We start from the raw sequence: 15,936 nt of genomic DNA, 5'->3' as shown, positions 1-15,936 counted from the left end.
CGCTATAGCTCTAAGAGCGTTTCGTCTGCTCTTTTAACAAATCCCGTATTTCCTTAAGCAATTCTTCCTGCGGATCAGGAGCAGCTTTTTCTTCTTCGGCATCCTTCTTCTTCAGCTTAGAGATATAACGGATAAATAGAAAAATGGAAAACGAAATAATAAAGAAATTGACGATCGACTGAATGAACAGCCCGTATTTAATGTCGGCATCAACAAATGTGAACGACAGCGCTGAAAAATCCAGGCCTCCTAGCAGAAGACCGAGGAGCGGCATCATTAAATCATTGACAAGCGAAGTCACGATTTTTCCAAAGGCGCCTCCTATGATAACCCCGATTGCAAGATCGATTACATTTCCACGAATCGCAAAGCTTTTAAATTCTTTCCACATGAATGATCACCTTTTCTCTTTTATGATAAAAAAACAAAATGGGCTTTTACGGAAACCCATTCTGTTTGCGTTATTCCTGTTTTTCGCCAAGAGAAAACATCAATTCGGCTTCACACACCACTTCTCCATCCACTTTCGCGACTCCTTTTCCTTTGCCGATGGAACCGCGGAAACGAAGCACTTCAAGCTCAAGATGGAGCTGATCGCCCGGTTTGACCTGCTTTTTGAAGCGGCAGCTGTCGATTCCCGCAAAAAACGCGAGCCTTCCGCGGTTTTCTTCCTTCATCAAAAGCGCCACGGCACCCACTTGCGCAAGCGCTTCAACAATCAAAACGCCAGGCATCACCGGATAATCCGGAAAGTGTCCGTTAAAGAATTCTTCATTTACTGTCACATTTTTATAACCCGCTGCCCGTTTTCCTTCCTCTACTTCTGTCACACGGTCTACCAGCAGAAAGGGATAGCGGTGGGGAATGATTTCTTTAATTTGCTGAGCATCAAGCATTGCCTTGACATCTCCTTTTTCGAAAAATATGTATAGAATGATATGTCAGTGCCTTATTCTGTACATCTGGAAGTATATTATGAAACGGAATCTTTTTCAACAAAAGATGAAAGACAACGCTGAAAATGAAAATAAAAAGAGCCTGAACCAAACGTCGTTTGGCCGGCTCCTATTTGCTTTGCTAGCGAACTGAATTGATCAGCCCCATCATTTGATCGCCCATCGTGATGGCGCGGGAATTCATTTGATAAGACCGCTGCGAAGAGATCAGGTCGGTCATTTCCTTCGATACATCGACATTTGATGATTCGAGGAATCCCTGTTTTAGAGAAATGTCCTGCCGCCCGGCTCCGTTCAGATTGATGAGAGCCGTTGCTCTCAATTCATCGCTGACAGAAAAAAGATTGCTTCCTTCTTCCGTAAGAGCCTGAGGTTTGACAGCCCGGACGATTCCCAGGTTAAAACGCAATGGCGCTTCACCTTGATTGTCTGACGAAACGGTGACACTACCCGAATCGTCAACTTTGATGTGTTTATAACGCTGGTTGAAACGGATGGGATTTCCGTTTTCGTCAAGAACAGCATGCCCTTCTTTCGTCACCAGCTGCATCTGGTTGGCGTTGCCAGCCGCAGGCGTCAGGTAAAATGCTCCGTCTCTTGTATATTGCACTTCCCCGTCGACATTGACCTGGAAGTACTGATAAGGAGAAGTCAGTGCGATATCAAGATCGCGGCCAGTTTCTTTAAGGCTTCCCTGTTTATGTGTCAGCCGATCGGTCATCACGGCTCCGACGCCGAGCCGAAGTCCGGGCGGCGTCTTTCTGCTTGCCGCTACTTCATTATTTTTCTCGTTTACCTGTTCAATCTGCTGCCTGATCAGCTCCGAAAAGCTCGTGTTTTTCGCCTTATATCCCGTTGTATCGGTATTTGCAAGATTATGGCTGATATTATCAATTTGTTTTTGCAGTTCAAACATTGTGTTTGAAGCCGTGATCATGGATCTAAGCATCGTTTTTCCACATCCTCCATTTACGCTGATCGCGATCGGTCATTTATCCGATCCTTCCAATCTCATTGGCCGCCTTTTCCATACTTTTATCATAAGCTTGAAGAACTTTTTGGTTGGCTTCAAACGAGCGGTAGGCAGCGGTCATTTCCGTATAAGCTCTCGTCACGTCGACATTCGACCGTTCCGTCATCCCCTGCTTGACAGAATAAGCGACTGCGGGATTGCCGACTGCGCTTGGCAGCGCCTCACCGTTTTCAGTACGATACAGATCATCGCCTTCTCTTGCTAAATTTCTCGTATCGAGCGCGATTCTGACATCGATCCTTCCAAGGTTTTGGCCGTTTTCAGTCACCGTTCCGTCCTCAGCGACTTGAAAATTCTCGCTTCCCACCGTAATCGGCTGGTTTTCCGTTGAAAGGACGAGTCGGCCGTTTATTGTCAATTGATTATTTTCATTTAAAGAAAAACGGCTGCTTCTTGAATAGCGTACATCCCCATTTTCAAGCCGGACCGCGTAGAAAAGCGCTGCTTTATCGTTTGTTTCCCCGTTGACCGGAACTTCGGTTTCGCTGATTGCAATATCCATCGGCTCATTCGTGCTTTGCAGATCCCCTTGCGAGAATTGAGGCTTCAGTTCCTGCATGTAAACTCCTGTATTGATAGAACCGATCGGCGTCTGTGTTGAAAACGAACGCGAAGCGCTGCCGGCCTTGACAGAATCGGATTCAATCCGGCTCAAAAGCATTTCCGGGAAAGAACGGATTGACCCTTGGTCTTCTTTATATCCCGGCGTATTTGCGTTCGAGATATTATTCGTCAGCATCTCTGTGCGGCGCTGCTGGGTGATCATTGCAGAAGTCGCTGTATAAAGTCCTTTTAACATCATTTCACCTCAAATAAGTGTCATGCTCCAGAGTTTCTCATCGAAAAACCTCTTTTGCGAAAGGCTTGCAATTTATATTTGCTAACACAGAACATTTGTTCTATAATGGTATTCAAACATACTACTCTTTTTATCGGCAGCCATTCGCTTCCTTTAAAGCATTTCACATAAAAAACCTCATTCTAAAAAAAGAATGAGGTTTCTGATCAGCTCAGTTTGCGCTTAGGTAGCTTGTCCATGTTATCAAGCATGACACCCGTACCAACTGCCACACAATCCATCGGATTTTCGGCAACGAGAACCGGCACTTTCAGTTCTTCGGCAAGAAGCTGGTCAAGACCGTTTAACAACGCGCCGCCTCCTGTAATGATAACGCCTCTGTCGATAATATCGGCTGACAGCTCAGGCGGCGTTCTTTCGAGCACCTGCTTGGCAGCCTGTACAATGACAGATACAGATTCGCGCAGCGCTTCTTCCACCTCTTTGCTCGTTACCGTAATGGTTCTCGGCAATCCTGTGACCATATCGCGGCCGCGGATGGAAATTTCCTCGTGACGTGCGTCTGGGAAAACAGTTGCGACTTTAATCTTAATGTCTTCGGCTGTCCGTTCGCCTATGAGCAGCTTGTACTCACGTTTGATGTAGTTCAAGATTTCAAGATCAAACTTGTCCCCAGCCATTTTAATAGAAGAGGCGGTGACAATATCGCCCATTGAGATGACTGCGATATCTGTCGTTCCACCGCCGATATCAACTACCATGTTTCCGCTTGGCTGGAAAATATCCATTCCCGCTCCGATTGCGGCCACCTTAGGTTCTTCCTCCAAATATACATGCTTTCCGCCGCTTTTCTCGGCAGCTTCTCTGATAGCCTTCTGCTCCACAGAAGTAATATTTGTAGGGCAGCAAATCAGCATGCGTGGCTTTGAAAAAAGACCTTTCACATTCAGCTTGTTAATGAAATGCTTCAGCATGGCTTCCGTTACTTCAAAATCGGCAATGACGCCGTCTTTTAATGGACGTATCGCAACAATATTCCCAGGTGTACGTCCTACCATTCTCCTTGCTTCTTCACCGACAGCGAGCACTTTCCCATTGTTTTTGTCAAGAGCAACGACTGATGGTTCATTTAAGACAATACCTTTTCCTTTGACATGGATCAGCACATTCGCTGTACCAAGGTCAATACCAATATCCCTTGCAAACATCTATCTATATCCTCCTCGAAATCTGTTTCACAGCAATGTCCACATTCTGCCCTAATTATATATTTTATCATAAATATTAGAAAAAAAAGAGAGCTTATTAAAGTTCTTCATAAAATTTTTGTGGCTTTTTACGGAGGATACCGGGAAATTCTGATAAACGGTGCTCGTTTCTGAGCCATTATTCCTTATTGCACGGGTTCTCTTTCAAAGATTTCCTCTTTCTTATATTTTAGTTTTGTCGCTTCTCCGCCCCGCAAATGTCTGATTGATTTATGATAATCAAGAATTTCTTTTACTTCATTGGCCAGGTCAGGATTAATTTCAGGCAGCCTTTCTGTCAAATCCTTGTGAACGGTACTTTTGGAAACACCAAACTCCTTCGCTATCACACGAACTGTTTTTTTCGTCTCCACGATGTACTTCCCTATCTTGATTGTTCGCTCTTTGATGTAATCGTGCACACCACTCGACCTCCCTAAAATGGATGTGAGAAGTGTGAAATGAGATCCGTCTTGTGAAAAAATTCGCTATTTACGCAGCTTCTTCGTTTTATGCTTTTCCAAGTAGAATTTTGAAATACTCCCACGATCCCTCACCTCAAACACTCTCTTTGTTAGGTTTGTATCAGTGTATTAGCATTCAAATGGGATTATGCTAAAAACTCAAGGAGGACAAGGGGTTTCTCTGATAATTTTATTTCGGGTTTCAAAAATTTTAACTTTACACTAATCTTGGCTTCCGGTAAAATGAATAAAGTTTATTATTTACCTAGGTAACTATTTTGAAGGAGTCCGGGAATGGAACATATCAATCGAAAGATTATTCACCAGCTCAATCAAAGCACGCGGATGGTTGCTAAAAAAACGAATGAACAGCTCGAAGCATACGGCCTTTACGGTTCACAGTGGTCGATCCTATACTGTCTTCACACCTGCGGACCGATGACGCAAAAAGACATTTGGACTTACTTGCACGTTGAGGCGCCGACTGTGACGAGAACCGTCAGCCGCCTCGAAAAAAACGGCTGGGTAGAACGGATACAGGGCGATGACAAACGGGAAAAAGTCGTCAAAATGACAGAAGAAGCCAAAATTAAATATGATGACATTCAATTAAAAATGCAAGAATTTGAAGAGGAAATGCTTTCCGTATTTGAAGAACGGGATAAAAAAACATTTCAAAGGCTGTTAAATCAATTATTAGAAGGACATCAGGAGGAGTTGTAGCCTATGAAGCAAGCTGAACCCATTTGGACCAGGGATTTTATCATGGTCGTTTTGATTAATTTATTTATATTCGTCTATTTTTACGCACTGTTGACCGTGCTTCCGGTCTATGCCATGCAGGAGCTCGGCGGTTCCGAGTCAGAGGGCGGCCTTTTGATCAGCGGCTTTATGCTGTCCGCGATTTTTGCGAGGCCGTTTTCGGGAGCCGTTATTGAACGTTTTGGCAAAAAAAGAATGGCGCTCATCAGTGTCGTGCTGTTTACTTTGGCATCATTTCTTTATATCTATATTCACGATATCTACCTGCTGCTTGGCATTCGCTTTTTCCAAGGCATTTGGTTCAGCATCATCACGACAGTGACGAGTGCAATTGCAGCCGATTTAATTCCGCCGACCCGCCGCGGGGAAGGTTTGGGCTACTTTGCCATGTCGATGAATTTGGCGGTGGTCATCGGTCCGTTTATCGCGTTGAACCTGCTGGATAAAATGAGTTTTTCCGATCTGTTTATTTTATTTTCAGGAATCGTCACTGTGGCCATCCTTTGCACGACACTGGTCAGGATTCCTAAAGGAAGCGACATCCGTTCGGCTGTGTTCAGGTTGTCTTTTTCCAACATGTTTGAAAAGGGCGCGATTCGGATTGCCACGGTCGGATTGTTCGTGTCGTTTTGTTATTCAAGCGTCATTTCCTTCATCTCTGTTTATGCAAAATCTCTCGGCCTTATTGAAGCAAGCAGCTATTTCTTTATGGTGTTCGCAGTGACAATGATGATCACGCGGCCGTTTACGGGAAAACTGTATGATAAAGTCGGCCCCGGAGTCGTCATTTATCCGTCCATTATCATTTTTTGCGCCGGGCTTTTCCTGCTTGCTTTCACAAACAGCAGCGGGATGCTCTTGCTATCCGGAGCTGTCATCGGCATGGGCTACGGATCTATCACGCCGTGCCTTCAGACCTTGGCGATTCAAGCTTCGCCGCCTCACCGGAGCGGCTATGCAACGGCGACTTATTTTACGCTATTTGATACCGGGATCGCAGTCGGATCCTATGTTTTCGGGTTGGTTGTGGCACAAGCCGATTTTTCAAACATCTATTTATTCTCAGGCGTTTTTGTGCTCATCAATCTGTTTCTGTATACATGGAGCCAAAAACCCGCACTCGCAAAGGAAAAGCGGGATATATCAATGGCTGAATAAGCCGTTCAACCTCGCCGGGCCGGGATTACCCGGCTTTTTTCATGCCGGCTGATACAGTCCGATCTGTCATTTAATGAAACTTTTGCAAAATCAAATACGTCTCCTAACTGTCTGACCAAAAACTACTACTCTATTAAAAAGGTGATTTTTTGAACTATTGGCTTTTTACACGTATTCATCAATTATCAAACCACAACCACATCCTGGACAGCGCTATGATTTTGATTACAGAAAAAGCAATTTACATGTATGCGCTCATTTTGCTTTTGATCTGGATCTTCGGAAACCGTTCTTATAAAATAAGCGTTCTTCAGGCAGGTGTGACGGGTATTCTCGGATTGGCGGCAAATTATTTGCTGTCATTGGTTTACTATGAGCCGAGACCGTTTGTCGCTCACCATGTGGACGTATTAATTCATCATGCGGCCGACGCCTCGTTTCCCAGCGATCATACAACCGGGGCGTTAGCCATTTCGATCGCTTTTTGGCTTTATCATCGGAAAATTGGAACCTGCCTGATTGCTTTCGGGTTATTGACGGGCTTTTCCCGTATTTGGGTCGGACACCACTACCCTGTTGACGTTTTAGGCAGCATTTTGGTCGCTTTATTTGTATCACTCGTTATGTTTAGATTCTCAGCGTATGTGCAGCCGCTTTTTGAACGGATCATCTCACTCTACGAATCGATCTGGCGGAAATTGCGGAAAGCTGTATCCAGAACGGCATAAGAAAACACCCGAATCTCATGATTCGGGTGTTTTTCATTTCCTTTCCTTAACCTTTTAAGGCTTCGGTTAACGGCGGAACAATTTGTTTTTTGCGGGATACAACGCCTTTCAGTGTCGCTGTGTTGTCTGACAATGTGACATTGAACGCTTTCTCCACTGCTTGTGCAGCTTGTCCTGAAGCTACGACAACCGAGTCGTTTGTTAAAATGTCGGTTACGACAAACACAAATAAATCCAATCCTTTTTCAGACACCACTTTTGCAAGTTCTGCTTCAACTTCTGCTTTGCGGGAGAGAACGTCGTTTGTATCAACAGTGTTAACTTGCGCGATCTCCACTTTATGGCTTCCCATCGTAAACTCTTTTGCGTCAAGAGAGAGAAGCTGAGGAATCGTTTTTGCGCTCAAATCTGCTCCAGCCTTCAGCATATCGAGTCCATAGCTGTCGGCATCAACACCGGCAATCGCAGCCAATTCTTTTGCGGCTTTGACATCTTCGTCCGTGCAAGTCGGAGATTTAAATAAGAGGGAATCTGAGATGATCGCCGACAGCATCAATCCTGCGATATCTTTTTTAATTTCGACGCCGTTTTCTTTATAGAGCTTGTTTAAGATTGTTGCCGTGCAGCCTACAGGCTCTGCGCGATAATACAGAGGGTCGCTCGTTTCAAAATTGGCGATCCGGTGGTGATCGATGACTTCAAGCACGCGAACTTGATCAAGGTCATCGACGCTCTGCTGGCGCTCATTATGGTCAACCAGAATCACGCTGTCAGTTTCATTCGCAACAGTGTTCACAAGGCGGGGTACTTCTGCATTGAATTTCTCAAGCGCGAATTCGGTTTCGCCGTTGATTTCGCCGAGGCGGACGGGTTCTGCGTCCATGCCGAGCTCCTTTTTTAATTCGGCATATGCAATCGCTGAACAAATCGTATCCGTATCCGGATTTTTGTGGCCAAAAATAAGTACTTTACTCATGATATAACTCCTTACTGTTGTTTTTATAGTAAGCTTACCTGACAATAAAAAAATCTGCAAATCTGTCACTTATTTTAATATTTACGGAGTGTTTTGTCATTTTAAAAAATAAAAAAAGAGCCGTTCGGCTCTATTCTCCATAGTCAGGTGTATTGTGGCTTCGTTTTGGAGCGGGCTTCAAGACCGGTTTTTCTCCATATGCGACAGGGCCGCTCTCGTAGTGGAATTCCGCTCCGTCCGGCGCCTTCTCTTTCAGCCAATCAAACTGCGCGCTTTCTTCTCCATCCGAGAAATTGTATAAAGTATGCGCAATGTCTTCTTTTTCATTTTCATCCGAAACCGTGCCGGGCACGATGACGCCTTCTTTTTCTTCCAACTCTTTGATCGCGGCGATCCACTGGTTTTGGTGCATCGTGTCTCTCGCTAAAAGAAAACCGAGCATATCTTGTACACCATTGTCATCCGTCATTTCGCGCAGCCGCGCGACTTGCAGCCTGCCTTGCGATTCAGCGTTGACATTTGCGCGCAGATCGGCCAGAAGGTTGCCGCTCGCTACAATATAGCCTGCATTCCACGGAACGCCTGTGCTGTTTTCAGGCATGGCTCCCAGTCCCGAAACGATCGCATGGTGAGGGTTCATTCCGCCCATAATTGCACCGATGACAGGATCGTCTGCGGCTTTTTCCTGCTCGTAAACCGGTGCGTCTTCAAGCAGGCGCGCGATCATCGTCGCAATCATTTCGACGTGTCCGATTTCTTCTGCCGCCGTATCCATGAGCAAATCTTTATACTTTTCATTTCCCCTTGTATTCCACCCTTGAAAAAGGTATTGCATGGCCACAGATATTTCTCCGTACTGACCGCCGAGTATTTCCTGCATTTTCTTGGCGAAGACAGGATCGGGTCTTTCAGGTTTTGCAGGGTACTGCAGCACTTTCGTATGCTTGAACAAATCACATCACTCCTCCGTTTTTTGTATCCTCGTTTTTGAATTAACCGTAAAGGGAAATGATAAAACCGTACAACAGGCTCGGGATGTGTTGCAGACGGGTCAACATTCGAATCGAAGGAGTGCTGTTCTATGATTAAAAATACTTCACACCGCCCTTTTCCGCCGCCTGAAGGACCGTGGGTGATGACGCAAACATGGAATCATGTATTATTTGCCCATTGGGCTGTTGATTCTGAAGCCATTCGCGGACGAATACCGGCGGCCTTGGAACTGGAGACATTCAATGGAAAAGCATGGATCGGCATTTTGCCTTTCCTGCTGACAAATATGCGCCCCCGTTTTTTGCCCCCCTTTCCTTTCGTCAGCAGATTTCCCGAGCTGAACGTCCGGACATATGTATCATATAAAGGCGTACCGGGCATTTATTTTTTCAGTCTTGACGCCGCTTCGCGCTTAGCCGTCGCCGGCGCGCGCGCAATGTTCCACTTGCCTTATTTTCACGCCGGGATAAACTTTGTAAAAGAAAAAAAACATATTGAATTTTCCAGCAGAAGGTATGATTCAAAAGCGGCCTTCCGCGCCAGCTACCGCCCGCTGTCAGATTCCTTTACCGCCCAAAAAGGGTCCATCGAATACTGGCTGACTGAAAGATACCGCCTGTACACCACGTACAACAACCGGGTCTACTATGAAGACATTCATCATTCTCCATGGACGCTGCAGCGGGCCGAAGCCGAAATCCGACAAAACACGGTGCCCGGAGCAAGCGGTCTCATATTGCCTGATACCGCTCCGCTTCTCCATTACGCCAAACGGCAGTACGTCTTATTTTGGCCTTTGCAGCGGGACCGGGGATGAAATGATTGATTGGAAAACTGTTGCACCAATAGATGCATGTTTTAAAAATTACGTGCTTGAATCTTGAATCGAAATCTGTTACGATCTCAGTAAGTAATCAATCAATAACAAAATGAGGGGAGGCGGCATATCATAAGACAGAGTAAGGAAAACCGAAAGGAGCAAATACTTGAAGCTGGATTAGAGGTGTTTGCAGAAAAGGGATATTATAATACCACGACAGCACTCATTGCTGAAAAAGCCGGTATTTCCCAGCCCTATATATTTAGGTTTTATAAGACGAAGGAAGAGTTGTTCGTTGCCGCGCTCGATCGGGCCTTTGAAAGAATTCTCCAAACGTTTCAAAATGTCGAATCCAGCTCCGAACAGATCGTAGCAAACATGATCAAAGCATATGAAGAGTTGTCTGTATCACACCCTAATGAAATAGCCTTACAGGTTATCGGACTATCCGTTACGGAGGAATCGATCAGAAATTGTTCAAAAACGGGCTTATCACGTATTAGAAACTATACGCTGGAAAGGTTCCAGGAAGCGAATGTTCCGAATGCAGAGAGGGAAGTTACGACTTTCCTGGCAAGAGGGATACTTTGCAACATTTCCTATTTCTTGGATTTGCCGGAGATCATGCACGGCCAAACAGAATAAAATAACCGATTTGTTTCGGTTTTTTATTTAAGCATTAGTTATTGATTGATTAATAACTTACCCAAGGGGGAATTTTCAATGGAAAAAGCAATTGTTTTAGGCGCAACAGGTGGAACAGGTCAAGTCATAGTTTCAGAATTGCTGTCAAGAAATATTCCGGTTATCGCTTTCGGCCGTTCTGAAAATAAACTAAAGAATCTCATAAAAGAACATCATTCAACACCGCTATTAACATATCAGCTTGGCGATGTCTTTGATGCACAGACCATCAGTGAAGCAGCGAAGGATGCAGATGTGATATTTCAATGCGCCAATGTTCAATATCATGAAATGGCAGATAAACTCCTGCTTCTCGGTGAAAGTGTAATGAAGGCTGCAAATATTTCAGGCAAGAAAATCGTGATTGTGGATGGAATATATGTTTACGGCCGACAAATTGCCAAAGGAGACGAAAATCATCCGAAACTGCCCCATACAAAAAAAGGAAAGCTAAGAGTAGACTTTGAAAACTTAATATTCGATAAGAAATGGAAAAATGCCAAACCATTAATCGTCAGACTGCCCGACTATTATGGAAAAACTTCGCAAAATTCTTATTTACAGCCTACATTAACCGGAATGGCAGCAAATAAAATAGCTGTTTTTATCGGCAATCTAAAAACCCCCCGGGAGTACGTATATTTGCCTGATGCCGCAAAAATGATTGTGGAAATCGCAAGTAAAGACGATTCTTACGGTGAAAACTGGAACATTCCCGGCGCCGGACTGATTTCAGGTAAAGAAATCATAAAAATCGCACGCCAAATTACCGGAAATAATAAATTAGTAATACCATTAAATAAACTTGCCATTCGTATAAGCGGATTATTTGATCCAGTCATGAAAGAAGTAGTAGAAATCATGTACTTAACTGAAGAAACATTCATTCTAAACGGGGAAAAATATGAAAAGAGGATAGGAAAAATTCCCGCGACACCTTATCAAGAAGGGCTGAAAGAAACATTGAGATGCTTAATGAAAACTTAAGCTGAATTTTAGTTATTGATCAATCACTAAATATTACACTATAAAAAAGGAAGAGCTAAAAACGCTCTTCCTTCACCCTGTTTAAGCCGGTTTTGAAATTTCGCTTAATGCTTCTCCCGCTTTCTCATCCGCATGTGAGACGGAGAGATCCCCCAAAGCAACGATTCCGACAAGACGGCCATCTTCAACAATCGGCAGCCTGCGAATTTGGTGTTCCGCCATCAAATCACCAGCCTCTTCAGCAGACATATCCGGGCGCCCTGTCACCATCTGTGTGCTCATGATATCCCGAGCAGCCGCATCTGTTTCATTTTCAGCTACACATCTGATAACAATATCCCGGTCTGAAACGATCCCCGTCAAATTTCCGTTCTCGCAGACCGGAATTGAACCTACATTGTAATCACGCATCTTCCCGGCAATTTCCGCAATCGGAGCAGAAGGTTCGCAGCATTCGGCATTGGTTGTCATGATGTCCTTCAGTTTCATTCGGAATTCCTCCTTTACTGGGGTTATTATGTGCTTTTCCGATATCCCACGGGCTTAAACCTATTTAAAAGAGCCCTTCCTTTTCATATATCGTTTTTTATCCTTCAATAAATCGCCGGTCCAGCCTTTCTTTTTCAAATACCAATACACAAGGGCGGTCGAAACGGCGATTAAAATAAGCGAAAATAAATAGCCGTACTTTAAAGAGAGTTCAGGCATGACTTCGAAGTTCATTCCCCACAGGGCGCCGAAAGCCGTCATCGGCGTAAAGATCGTCGTAAAAATCGTCAGCGCTTTAAAAATTTCATTGCCTCTGTGGGATGTCACCACTTCCTCGGAATGAAGCAAATAATTGATTTCATTCGCGTACTCTTTGATCAATGACATGCCTCTGTCGATTTCGTAAAACGTCCTGCGCTGTTCGATTTCATCAAACGATTTGCTTAAAAAAGTTTCTTTAAGACCCATTGCTACCTTTTTCATCGATAAAATTAAACTTCTTATGACGAGCAGTTCGTGACGCCGTTTATGAATCAGTTCAATGATGCTTTTATTGTTGTCATGGTGAAATCCCCATCTTACTTTTCCAAGGTGAACTTCAAAGTGCTCAAGTTCCTTTAAATACATTCTCATCAGTTCGCCCAGCAGAATCAGAAACACTTCTGGGGCGTCTTTGCATCGCTTTAAGTGTTGATCGATCGGCCTTCTGTTTGTCTCTTCAAATTGCGAGATATCTAAATTCATTGTGAAAAAATAGTCTTTCGTTAAGTAAAAATGAAATGCTGTCCGATTTTGTTGAACTTCCGCTTCCTGATCGTAAATATATGAACCGTAGATCGCTTCCTTGCCTTGAACGGCAGCATTGATATCAATGCAATTGATATTGGCCGATGGAACGCCTTGAAACCAATTTCGGCATTCCGGCCAATGATCGGGCTGGATCAGCCCTTGTGCTGTCGCTTTTTCGTGAGGGCCGAGCTGATACCATGTCCAGCCCTCTCCCTGAAAAACTCTCATATTTCGTCTCCTCCTCTTCCGGCCCATTCGTTTTATATTTCTTTGCCCGCCCTCCGCGTAAATAAACATCATGTTTGCCGCGCTGCGGCACGTGGTATGAAGCCAGTATGAGTTTTTCATAGAAAAGGAGGTGGCGCCTTCTTTTTGAGAAGGCGGGGCATTGGAATTACTGAAGCTGATTGCAGTGGCAGGATTAATCGCATTAACGGGCTTTTTCGTCGCGGTCGAATTCGCCATCGTCAAAGTAAGGCGGACAAAGATCGACCAATTGATCATTCAGAAAAAAAAGGGCGCGCTTGCCGCAAAAGAAGTGACCTCACACCTTGACGAATACTTGTCAGCCTGCCAGCTTGGAATCACCGTGACGGCATTGGGCCTCGGCTGGCTTGGTGAACCGACGATGCAGACCTTGCTGCATCCCCTTTTTTCCAAAATCGGCTTGAACGAGTCGATGACACATATTCTTTCATTTTTGGCCGCTTTTTTATCGGTCACTTATCTCAATGTTGTGATCGGAGAGCTGGCGCCAAAAACGATCGCCATTCAAAAAGCGGAAACCGTTACTCTGCTTTTTGCACAGCCGATGATCTGGTTTTACAGAATCATGTTTCCTTTTATATGGCTGCTCAATCATTCAGCCCGCATGATCACAAGTCTGTTCGGCCTGAAGCCGACCGGTGAACACGAATTGGCGTATTCGGAGGAAGAGCTGCGAACACTTTTATCTGAAAGCTATCAAAGCGGGGAAATCAACCAGAATGAATTGAGATATGTAAACAACATTTTTAAATTCGACGAACGTACGGCAAAAGAAATTATGGTGCCCCGCAATGAAATGACCGTCCTGTCTCTTGACGACAGTGTAAAAAAAGTGAAGCAGCTCATCAAAGAAACAAAGCACACCCGCTTCCCCGTCATGGAGGAAGACAAGGATCACATCAGCGGAATGATCAATATAAAAGAACTGCTGCTGGCTGAGCTTGCAGGCGGGTTTTCTTTAGAAACAAAACCGTTAAAGCCATATATCCATCCGGTTATCCATGTGATTGAAACGATTCCCGTCTACCAGCTGTTCGTCAAAATGCAAAAAGAGCATACACATATGGCGATTCTCGTAGATGAGTATGGCGGAACATCCGGCCTTGTGACGGTTGAGGATATCGTCGAGGAAATCGTCGGCGATATTCGCGATGAATTCGATACTGAAGAAGTATCGGCTGTTCAGAAACTGGAAGATGACCATTACATCCTCAGCGGTAAAGTACTAGTCAGCGATGTAAACGACCTGCTCGGAATTCATTTATCAGATGAGGAGATTGATACAATCGGCGGCTGGATGCTGACGCAGAATATTGAGAGCAAGCCCGGAACGGCGATCGAAAGTGAAGGATTCCGTTTCAAAGTAAAAGATATGGACGGACATCGAATCGTTGCAGTTGAGGTTGAAAAAACCGATTAATCCCCCTTTCAGCCTCTCCCTGTCCGCTTTTCTTCCTAAAAACCATGTGAGGAAATCTGACATGTTCATCATGATATCTCCCTTTTGTCACTATAATGAAAGAAAAAGAGATCTGCTCTCAATCTAAATGACTACGGAGGAATGAAACATGCAGATGGGGGATACAGTATTTATGTTCTTTTGCGCTTTGCTCGTATGGCTGATGACGCCGGGCATCGCTTTATTTTACGGAGGACTTGTCAGGAGCAAAAATGTGCTCAGCACCGTTATGCACAGCTTATCTTCAATTGCCATCGTTTCCATCATATGGATTTTGTTCGGCTATTCGCTCGCTTTCGCTCCCGGAAACCCATTGATCGGGGGTTTGGATTGGATCGGACTGCAAGGTATCGGATTTGAACCCAATGCCGATTATTCGGAGACGATCCCGCATACGCTTTATATGATGTTCCAATTGACATTTGCCGTACTGACGACTGCGATTATTTCCGGAAGCTTTGCGGAGCGAATGCGCTTTCCGGCCTTTATTCTTTTTTCGGTGCTCTGGGCGGTTTTCGTTTACTCGCCGGTCGCCCACTGGGTATGGGGTGGAGGCTGGCTTGACGAGCTGGGAGCGATCGATTTTGCCGGCGGCAACGTCGTTCACATCTCTTCCGGTGTAGCCGGCCTGGTTGTTGCGATTGTTCTCGGCAAGCGGAAAAATATCAGCGATACCGCCCCTCACAACCTCCTTCTGACTTTGCTCGGGGCGACTTTGATCTGGTTCGGATGGTTCGGGTTCAACGTCGGAAGCGCCCTGACGATCGATGAAGTCGCCATGACCGCTTTTATCAACACGAATACGGCTGCGGCTGCGGGGCTGATCGGCTGGATTTTGGCAGAATGGCTGATCAATAAAAAGCCAACGATGCTCGGCGCCGTCTCGGGAGCAATCGCGGGGCTTGTCGCGATTACACCGGGCGCAGGCTTTGTTACGCCTTTCTCATCCGTATGGATCGGGCTCATCGGTGGAATCGTCTGTTTCTGGGGTGTGTTTTCGCTGAAGAAAAAATTCGGCTACGATGATGCGCTCGATGCCTTCGGCCTTCACGGGCTCGGCGGAACATGGGGCGGAATCGCAACGGGCTTGTTCGCGACGACATCAGTCAACGCAGACGGAGCAAACGGGCTTTTTTACGGAGACATCAGTCTCCTTTGGAAACAGCTGATTGCGATTGCCGCAACATATTTGTTTGTCGCAATCGTCACATACGCTATTATTAAGATAGTCAGTATTTTCTTTAAACTCCGTGCCTCAGAGGATGAAGAATCATTAGGCCTCGATCTGACGCTGCACGGCGAAAAAGCGTATCAAGATTAATTTG

18 protein-coding genes are annotated in these 15,936 nt (G+C 45.1%); 8 read left to right on the top strand and 10 right to left on the bottom strand.

The annotated features are described in order from the left end of the window. Positions 1–10: 10 nt before the first annotated feature. The 6 genes from mscL to spoIIID all read right to left on the bottom strand — a co-directional run bounded on the left by mscL (position 11) and on the right by spoIIID (position 4,457). A complete protein-coding gene (gene mscL, locus LQ247_RS02490) occupies positions 11–391 on the bottom strand; it encodes a large conductance mechanosensitive channel protein MscL (RefSeq protein WP_023857132.1) in 381 nt (126 codons plus the stop codon). A gap of 70 nt (positions 392–461) precedes the next feature. Then, positions 462–896, bottom strand: coding sequence for a 3-hydroxyacyl-ACP dehydratase FabZ (gene fabZ / locus LQ247_RS02485; protein WP_003185902.1), 435 nt, complete (start codon positions 894–896; stop codon positions 462–464). 181 nt (positions 897–1,077) lie between these two features. Continuing rightward, positions 1,078–1,905, bottom strand: coding sequence for a flagellar hook-basal body protein (locus tag LQ247_RS02480; RefSeq protein WP_023857130.1), 828 nt, complete (start codon positions 1,903–1,905; stop codon positions 1,078–1,080). A 43-nt stretch (positions 1,906–1,948) separates the two neighbouring features. Further along, positions 1,949–2,788, bottom strand: coding sequence for a flagellar hook-basal body protein (locus LQ247_RS02475; RefSeq protein ID WP_231005660.1), 840 nt, complete (start codon positions 2,786–2,788; stop codon positions 1,949–1,951). Between the two features lie 206 nt (positions 2,789–2,994). Then, positions 2,995–3,996 (bottom strand): cell shape-determining protein Mbl, encoded by a 1,002-nt coding sequence (gene mbl / locus LQ247_RS02470; protein WP_003185909.1) that lies wholly within the window; start codon positions 3,994–3,996, stop codon positions 2,995–2,997. A gap of 185 nt (positions 3,997–4,181) precedes the next feature. Next, positions 4,182–4,457, bottom strand: a complete 276-nt coding sequence (spoIIID, locus tag LQ247_RS02465; protein WP_003185911.1) for a sporulation transcriptional regulator SpoIIID — start codon at positions 4,455–4,457, stop codon at positions 4,182–4,184. Positions 4,458–4,793: 336 nt separating this feature from the next. On the opposite strand from spoIIID, the gene LQ247_RS02460 reads away from it, so the two are divergent. From LQ247_RS02460 to LQ247_RS02450, 3 genes are all read left to right on the top strand, one after another. Further along, a complete protein-coding gene (locus tag LQ247_RS02460; protein WP_023857128.1) occupies positions 4,794–5,222 on the top strand; it encodes a MarR family winged helix-turn-helix transcriptional regulator in 429 nt (142 codons plus the stop codon). 3 nt (positions 5,223–5,225) lie between these two features. Then, a complete protein-coding gene (locus tag LQ247_RS02455) occupies positions 5,226–6,419 on the top strand; it encodes an MFS transporter (RefSeq protein WP_144497855.1) in 1,194 nt (397 codons plus the stop codon). 149 nt (positions 6,420–6,568) lie between these two features. After that, a complete protein-coding gene (locus LQ247_RS02450; protein ID WP_144497856.1) occupies positions 6,569–7,147 on the top strand; it encodes an undecaprenyl-diphosphatase in 579 nt (192 codons plus the stop codon). Positions 7,148–7,193: 46 nt separating this feature from the next. Here LQ247_RS02450 and LQ247_RS02445 read toward each other — a convergent pair whose 3' ends face one another. Both LQ247_RS02445 and LQ247_RS02440 read right to left on the bottom strand, forming a co-directional pair. Next, entirely contained in the window at positions 7,194–8,123 is a 930-nt protein-coding gene (locus LQ247_RS02445) for a manganese-dependent inorganic pyrophosphatase (protein WP_025810664.1), read from the bottom strand. Between the two features lie 130 nt (positions 8,124–8,253). After that, positions 8,254–9,075 (bottom strand): manganese catalase family protein, encoded by an 822-nt coding sequence (locus LQ247_RS02440; RefSeq protein ID WP_101561377.1) that lies wholly within the window; start codon positions 9,073–9,075, stop codon positions 8,254–8,256. Positions 9,076–9,204: 129 nt separating this feature from the next. Here LQ247_RS02440 and LQ247_RS02435 point away from each other — a divergent pair, with 129 nt between their 5' ends. From LQ247_RS02435 to LQ247_RS02425, 3 genes are all read left to right on the top strand, one after another. Then, positions 9,205–9,933 carry a YqjF family protein gene (locus LQ247_RS02435; RefSeq protein ID WP_144497857.1) on the top strand — a complete coding sequence of 243 codons (729 nt, stop codon included), beginning with the start codon at positions 9,205–9,207 and terminating at the stop codon, positions 9,931–9,933. A gap of 132 nt (positions 9,934–10,065) precedes the next feature. Then, on the top strand, positions 10,066–10,581 hold the full coding sequence (locus LQ247_RS02430) for a TetR/AcrR family transcriptional regulator (RefSeq protein ID WP_035400336.1): 516 nt from the start codon (positions 10,066–10,068) through the stop codon (positions 10,579–10,581). 78 nt (positions 10,582–10,659) lie between these two features. After that, positions 10,660–11,607: an NAD(P)H-binding protein gene (locus tag LQ247_RS02425; protein ID WP_023857121.1), complete on the top strand. Its 948-nt coding sequence runs from the start codon at positions 10,660–10,662 to the stop codon at positions 11,605–11,607. Positions 11,608–11,688: 81 nt separating this feature from the next. Here the strand turns inward: LQ247_RS02425 and LQ247_RS02420 are convergent, their stop codons facing one another. Next, on the bottom strand, positions 11,689–12,096 hold the full coding sequence (locus LQ247_RS02420) for a CBS domain-containing protein (protein WP_095323623.1): 408 nt from the start codon (positions 12,094–12,096) through the stop codon (positions 11,689–11,691). 60 nt (positions 12,097–12,156) lie between these two features. Continuing rightward, positions 12,157–13,113, bottom strand: coding sequence for a magnesium transporter CorA family protein (locus LQ247_RS02415; RefSeq protein WP_224066755.1), 957 nt, complete (start codon positions 13,111–13,113; stop codon positions 12,157–12,159). A 160-nt stretch (positions 13,114–13,273) separates the two neighbouring features. Here LQ247_RS02415 and LQ247_RS02410 point away from each other — a divergent pair, with 160 nt between their 5' ends. Next, positions 13,274–14,572, top strand: a complete 1,299-nt coding sequence (locus LQ247_RS02410) for a hemolysin family protein (RefSeq protein ID WP_023857118.1) — start codon at positions 13,274–13,276, stop codon at positions 14,570–14,572. 148 nt (positions 14,573–14,720) lie between these two features. Further along, positions 14,721–15,932 carry an ammonium transporter gene (locus LQ247_RS02405; RefSeq protein WP_023857117.1) on the top strand — a complete coding sequence of 404 codons (1,212 nt, stop codon included), beginning with the start codon at positions 14,721–14,723 and terminating at the stop codon, positions 15,930–15,932. Positions 15,933–15,936: the final 4 nt, after the last annotated feature.

The sequence above is a fragment of the Bacillus sp. BS3(2021) genome, from assembly GCF_021043345.1.
In the GTDB taxonomy this organism is placed as follows: Bacteria; Bacillota; Bacilli; order Bacillales; family Bacillaceae; genus Bacillus; species Bacillus paralicheniformis.
The sequence above is the reverse complement of the archived record's forward strand: the minus strand, read 5'-3'. Positions and strand labels throughout refer to the sequence as shown.